This is a genomic window from Candidatus Megaera venefica (assembly GCF_034554655.1).
GTDB lineage: Bacteria > Pseudomonadota > Alphaproteobacteria > Rickettsiales > Rickettsiaceae > Megaera_A > Megaera_A venefica.
In genome coordinates, this window is sequence record NZ_JARJFB010000132.1 from 1 (window position 1) to 5,175 (window position 5,175).

Annotated in this window: 4 protein-coding genes; all 4 read left to right on the forward strand. The window is 32.4% G+C overall.

Going from position 1 to position 5,175, the window contains the following annotated elements:
* The first annotated feature begins 100 nt into the window (after positions 1-100).
* The 4 genes from Megvenef_RS07385 (at position 101) to Megvenef_RS07400 (ending at position 4,999) form a co-directional block, all read left to right on the forward strand.
* Entirely contained in the window at positions 101-952 is an 852-nt protein-coding gene (locus Megvenef_RS07385; RefSeq protein WP_322777319.1) for an ankyrin repeat domain-containing protein, read from the forward strand.
* Between the two features lie 159 nt (positions 953-1,111).
* Entirely contained in the window at positions 1,112-1,594 is a 483-nt protein-coding gene (locus Megvenef_RS07390; protein WP_322777320.1) for a serine hydrolase domain-containing protein, read from the forward strand.
* Positions 1,582-2,217 carry a serine hydrolase gene (locus Megvenef_RS07395; RefSeq protein ID WP_322777321.1) on the forward strand — a complete coding sequence of 212 codons (636 nt, stop codon included), beginning with the start codon at positions 1,582-1,584 and terminating at the stop codon, positions 2,215-2,217. Before Megvenef_RS07390 ends, Megvenef_RS07395 begins: the two co-directional genes overlap by 13 nt.
* Positions 2,218-2,305: 88 nt before the next feature.
* Positions 2,306-4,999, forward strand: coding sequence for an AsmA family protein (locus Megvenef_RS07400; protein ID WP_322777322.1), 2,694 nt, complete (start codon positions 2,306-2,308; stop codon positions 4,997-4,999).
* The last annotated feature ends 176 nt before the right edge of the window (positions 5,000-5,175 follow it).

A 5,175-nucleotide genomic window follows, 5' to 3' on the forward strand; every position in this document is an offset into this window, starting at 1 on the left:
AAAAAATGAATGTGCGGTGATTTATTTTTGAAATTCTTGAAATTATATCAAAAATTTAGAGTTTTGACGGAGAGACTATTTAAGGAAGAAGGAGAAGAACATGAAACGTAAAGGAGAGTTTGATGCAATTGAAGAAGGCTCAGTAAAGAAAAAAATTCCTAACCCTTTCAATCATAATATTAATCCGTATTCGGTAAATATATGCGGAGTAAAGGGAGCCACGTTACTTTATGATAGTATAAAAAATGATATTCACAAAAATGCAGGATATTATGAGAAAGTAGAGTACTTAGTAGAAGTAATGGGAGCTGATATAAATAAAGGCAGAGGTAATAAATCTCCTCTTTATAAAGCAATATTTGAAGGAACTCTTCATACAGACTTCGTAAAAATAGCCAAATTTTTGATCGAGAAAGGAGCAAGAAACGATTACGTTGAAGACATGACCCCGCTGCACTTAGCGGCTGTAACTTGCTCAGTACCTGTATTAGAAGCTTTTGCAGAAAATAACTATGACTTTACTTTGAAGGCTGGTCCAGAGCGTAATATTACAGTTATTAACTTAATTCTAAGCTCAAAACCATCTGACATAACCCTTCAGAAAACTCTGGCAACTATTCCTGTTAAGCAATTATCTATCATTTGGAAGGAAACTATTATTGACCCACTACATCTTAGCATCGAGGAAAGGGGGGTAATAGATTGTTTTATAGCATCAAATAAGTTAGCTCCTCTTACGGGAGAGTTTAATTTAAAAGAAAAAGATACTTCTTGCGATTCTCAAGATGGGTCAAGTAACTCTTTTCATTATGAAAACCTTGAAGAAGGAGTAGTAGCGGACATGTTTTTTAGCGAAGCAAAAGGTACTTTAGAATCCTTGGGAGTAAATGGCCAGATAGGGACGTTCGAGAGCGTTTTAACAACGGGAGAAGCGGAAGAGCAAAAAGATTAGTGGCTATTAAGTGCCTTCACTATTCTTTCTTCATATTAGCTTTGAGTGTTGTGCACTAATTTAGTTAATAGTATTATCTACTAAATATTGGTTTAAGCGTCAGGCGTTAATATTTGAAACATCTACACAAGGAAAATAGGATTTATGATCAGGTTACTAATGTTTATTTGCCTTCTCTTTACTAGTTCAATATCCTCCGCCTCAAATAGCCAAGGTTACTCTATAAATGACCTTGAATCATTTATTAAAAATATCGAATCTGAACAAGAAGGGGTGCAGGGTGGTGCAGTCGCTATAATAATCAATGAAAAAATTGTTTATAAAAAATCTTTTGGTTTTAAAGATATAGGTAGGACATTGCCCATAGATGACGACACATTGTTTGCTCTAGCTTCAATATCAAAACCCATTATTTCAACGGCAATCGGTCTTATGGTGTTACAAGGACAAGTTAGTTTCAATGATATAGTAAAATTAACATTTTTGAAATCTAATATGTCTATTTCAAATTTTCTAAGCCATACTACAGGTTATCAATTTACTGGTAATGCTCTGGTTGAGTCAGGAATCAACAAAACTGAGTTAATTAATCAAATAAAGCAACAAGAAGCTAATTGCAAACCAGGTAAATGTTATATTTAATGTACAGTTTTATAGACGATGCATTAAAGGAAAGGGGGTATAGTATAACTGATGCTATATCTTTGCTTAATAGTAAGCTAGGTACAAATGGCATAACTTTATTACCTATAGATCCAAACTCTAATTTTGCTCGACAATATTCACGAAGTGGAAAGCAATTACCTTTTCCTTCTAATTACCAAAAATCAGTTCCAGCTGCTGCTGGTGTTTTTGCTACAATTAATTCTTTGACAGAATTCTTAAAACTAGCTATGGGTACTAGACCTGATTTAATAACAGAAACTGTATTAAATGAAATTTTTAGGCCAAGAGTTGAAAATAAAGACGTATTTTATTGGAATATTGGTCTACCATTTAATAATAATCGTATAAAATCGTGGTATGGTCTAGGTTGGCGTATTCTATTTCTTGACAATAAAGAGGAGTCAAGGTTGATATTCCATTCTGGCTTTATTAATGGAGCTACTACCTTTATGGGGTTCATTCCTTCAAAAAAAGCTGGAATTATTATACTTACCAATCAAACATCTGCGTTTGCACTTAGAAACGGGCTAAAGTTTTGGGAATACATTCTAAGCGATCTAAATACAGAGCACATTACAAGGCAACAATCGAAACCCTGAAGATATTCCTGTTATTGAAATATTATCTATAGTATAAATATTAAGAATATTAGCAAAATAAAGAATAAATTATATACAGAGGTAAGTGATGGGAAAATTTTTAAAATATGGTGCATTTCTTGTTCTAGTGCTTATTTTAGCGTTATTAGTAATCCCTTTACTAATTTCATTAGACGACTATAAAGAAGATATAGAAGCCAAAATAAAATCCGAGACCGGAAGGGACTTAATAATTAAAGATACAATAACGTTTTCTATCTTACCTGCACCTAAGATAGTGTTATCTGACATTGAACTTTCTGGTCTACCTGATGAACAAAAGCTTCCTATACTTAAAGTGGGCAAGGCAAAAGCAACTTTAGCTATTTTACCATTATTTACAGGTACATTTGTAATTTCTGAGATAATGCTTGAGAATCCTAAAATTCATATTGAAAAACAAAATAATAGCAAAGGCCTTCAAACATTAAAAACAGATAACAACGGTAAGAATTCTGCTACTAATAATCCTACACCACTACAGATACCTAAATTACCTTTTTCTATAAAACGCTTAGTAATTGAAAATGGCCAAATAATTTACGTTCAAAACAATGAAAAAATTGCTTTTGAGAATATAAATCTAATAATTAAAAATTTATTAGGACAAGGGCCAATGGAATTTACTATTAATAGTAAAATTTTTGAGGAAAATATTTTGCTTAATGGTTCAATTAATGCTAATCAACCGTTGATGCCCATCATGGCGGAAGGTAAAATAAAAGGAGAAAAAGCTACTCTCGCAGGAGAATTTAGTTTAGATGATTTAAGTTTTGCAGGAAATATAAAGTATCAAGGTAATGCAAAACATTTAAGTGATCTTTTTCCTATGATACCGATAGGATTACAGAGAGAATTCGACCTTACAACTAGGATTACTGCAGATAAGGAAAATATATTACTTAGCGACTTAAATTTTTCAATGGGAAAAATACTGGCTAAAGGAGAAGGGGGGTACAAATTTAAAGGAGGGGTACCTACTTTAAATTTAAACATAGTGCCAGGTAATATTATTGCTAAGGTTACTAATGACCAAGCGCTAAAAGGATATAAAATTAATATAAAGACACAAGGTTTAAAGCCTTTATTAGAAGAATTACAAATCAACTCTTCAGATGTGCCTTTGCTTTTGAGTAATAATATCTCGCTTGGAGCTTCAGTAACGTATAGTAAAAATACCGTTGATGTCCAAAATATCTCTCTCCTGTTGGGAGAAGCGAACTTAAATGGTAATGTTACGATAAATTGGCAACCAAAACTCAATTTATCCTATAACCTCGAGACCAATAAAGGATCAACTTTAATGAAGTTATTGGGAATAAATTCTCCTATTGGAATTTCGGGAGTAAAAATTAAAGGACAGAGTAGTGAAGAAGCTAAAATCTGGCAAACAGATACTCTCCTTACTCTATCAGGAATTGATACTCATATAGTTGGTAAAGTGGACACTGCTAGTTCATATAAACCATATCTTACTATAACAGCAAATGGTCAAAACCTTGGTAACAGTTTAAAACAACTTTTAAATCAAAAAGAAGCTTCAGCTGCTCTCGGAGCTTTTTCATTATCGCATACTATTTCGGGACAAATGCCTGTCTTAGAAATAATATTAAATAAATCTGACGTTACTATCAATAAGAACAAAACATCTTTAAATGGTAAAGCTAACATAGATTTGACCAACAAGCCAAAAATTATTTTTGATTTAGTCACTTCAGAAATTAATTTGAATGATTCAAGTAATCAAGGGAATACCAGTAATAAAGGAAACGTATCACCAGCTACTCAAAAGTCTGGTTCGCCGTGGTCTAAAGAGAAAATTGATCTATCTTTTTTAAATGCTTTTGATGGAACTTTCACAATATCTGTTCCAAAACTTACTAAAGCACCACTAAATATAGATAGTATGAAATCTAAGCTTCAGCTTGCAAGTGGTAAGCTTAATCTTGAATTTCTTTCAGGTCGTATTTATGGAGGTTCTATAGAAGCACATGGGCATGTAATAGCTAAAACTGGCGAAATTCTTTTAAATACTGAGCTAAAAGAAGCAAAGCTTAAAGATGTAGTTCCAAATTATAAAGAAATAAAAATTACAGAAGGAAATTTTAATTTCTCATCTAAATTGCAATCATTGGGCACAAGTGAGCATCAGTATATAAACAATCTCTCAGGTAACATTAATCTTGTAGGTACAGAAGGTAAAATAAATGGCGTGAATCTACAAAAGGTATTAGATGCATTAGACAAAATGAATGATCTTTCCAGTATTATAAATTTATTAGATACATCTTTTGCTGGAGGTCAGACGGCGTTTAATAATTTAGAAGCAAACGTTATAATTAAACAAGGAATTGGTACCTTAACTCACTTTAAGTTAGATGCTACGGCGGTAACTGTTGGTGCAGAAGGAAAGGTTGACCTTCCAAAGTACTATTTGGATGTTAATTCTACTGTTAAAGTAGATAGACAAAAATTACCTCCTTTTAATGTTCATCTTTATGGTCCTTTAGATAATATACAGCGTAAGGTAGATGCTAAAGCCTTAAAACAATATTTGGTAGAAAATGTTTTAACTAAGGTTATAGATAAAATTCAAGGAGGCAAAGGCGGTGCAGGAGATATTTTAAAAAATATTATAGGTGGTAGTAGTCAACAAGCAGCTCCTTCACCTACGGATAATCCAGATAATAATAATGGAACAGAAAATCTGATTAAGAAAGGTTTAGGCAATCTCTTTAAATAGAGTAATCATGTGATATGTTTATTAGAGTTTTTGTTCATGACTCACCAATTACGCATGATCATATCTGCTAAGGACGGAGATATGCTATGGACCATTTTTAGTCTCTCCGTCAAAACTCTAAATTTTTGATATAATTTCAAGAATTTCAAAAATAAATCACCGCACATTCATTTTTT